The sequence below is a fragment of the Luteibacter sp. KNZ12-1A genome (assembly GCF_056755675.1).
The window spans coordinates 1-1,459 of the sequence record NZ_JBPGXU010000194.1; the positions used below are offsets into that span (position 1 = coordinate 1).

Sequence of the window (1,459 nt, forward strand, 5' to 3'; positions counted from 1 at the left end):
GGCTCCCACCAGGTCTATTCCTAACCCACCAGGTCTATTCCTGACTGGTCTACCCGACGCTGTTGTGGGAGCCGCTTTCGCGGCGACGGGTGCTTGCCTCACCCTGGCCCGCTGCCGCGGGATCGCCGACAAGGTCGGCTCCCACCAGGTCTATTCCTAACCCACCAGGTCTATTCCTGACTGGTCTACCCGACGCTGTTGTGGGAGCCGCTTTAGCGGCGATGGGTGCTTGCCTCACCCTGGCCCGCTGCCGCGGGATCGCCGACAAGGTCGGCTCCCACCAGGTCTATTCCTAACCCACCAGGTCTATTCCTGACTGGTCTACCCGACGCTGTTGTGGGAGCCGCTTCAGCGGCGATGGGTGACAGTCAGGATTCGCCGTCCAATTCGCGCAGGCGCTCGCGCCAGCTTTCCGGCGTCTGCGGCTTGATGAACAACGCCACGATCGGCAGCTTCGCTTCCTTCGTCCGCGCCTCGATCGTCCGCACGCACTGCTCGATCTCCACCGTGGTCAGGCGGTCGTCGAAGGCGGCCGACAGCGCCACCAGCACATGGTCGGGCCCCACCTGCACGGTGAGCACGCCGTTGACCGCTTCCACGCCTTCCACTTTTCCGGCGATGCCACACACGTCGGCGAGCAGGTGCGGCTGCGCGGGCTCGCCGATGAGCAGGGCCTTGCTCTCCCGCGCCAGCATCGCCGAGGCCAGCGCCAGCACCACCGCGATGCCGATGGAAGCCCAGCCATCGATGCGCGGATCGTTCAGTGCATGCGACAGGTACACGCCGATCGCCGCGATGGCGAGGCCGATCAGCGCGGCACTGTCCTCGAACAGCACGGAGAACGTCGTCGGGTCCTTCGTACTGCGGAAGGCCTCGAAGTAGCCGAGCTTGCCCTTCTTCCGCTGCACGCTCTTGAGCGACAGCCACCAGGACGCGCCTTCGAAGAGCACACCGACCGCGAGCACGATGTAGTTCAGCGTGGGGTCGCGCAGCGGTTCCGGGGAAAGAATGTGATTGACGCCCTCGTACAGCGAAAAGCCCGCGCCGAGCGCCAGCACCAGCAAGGCGACGATGAAGCTCCAGAAATACAGCTCCCTCCCGAAACCCAGCGGATGCTGCCGGTCGGGCCGCCGCTGCGAGCGGCGAAGTCCATATAGCAGCAGGACCTCGTTGACGCTGTCGACCAGCGAATGCACGCCTTCGGAGAGCATGGCGGAGCTGCCGCTGACCGCCGCCGCGACGAACTTCGCGATGGCGATGCCGACGTTGGCCGCGAGCGCGGCATGGACGACGAGTCGTGAACTATGGGCCATGAAGCGGATTCCTCGCCAACTTCGGAATGCACCTCGAAGGTAGCAGCCCTCCTGGCCAAACAAAAAGGCCCCCCCGCGCCGGGCGGCCGTTTTTTTGGGGGGGGCCCGCCCGGGGGGCGGTGGGCGCGGTGCGCGCCCAGGCCCCC

General features: G+C 66.3%; 1 protein-coding gene. It reads right to left on the reverse strand.

What is annotated here, in order from left to right; genetic code table 11:
• Positions 1 to 368: 368 nt before the first annotated feature.
• Entirely contained in the window at positions 369 to 1,313 is a 945-nt protein-coding gene (locus ACR9ZJ_RS19300) for a cation diffusion facilitator family transporter (RefSeq protein ID WP_481279991.1), read from the reverse strand.
• Positions 1,314 to 1,459: the final 146 nt, after the last annotated feature.

Coding starts and splice junctions, on each gene's coding strand:
- ACR9ZJ_RS19300 (WP_481279991.1), bottom strand. CDS start 1,313: ATGGCCCATAGTTCACGACTCGTCGTCCATGCCGCGCTCGCGGCCAAC.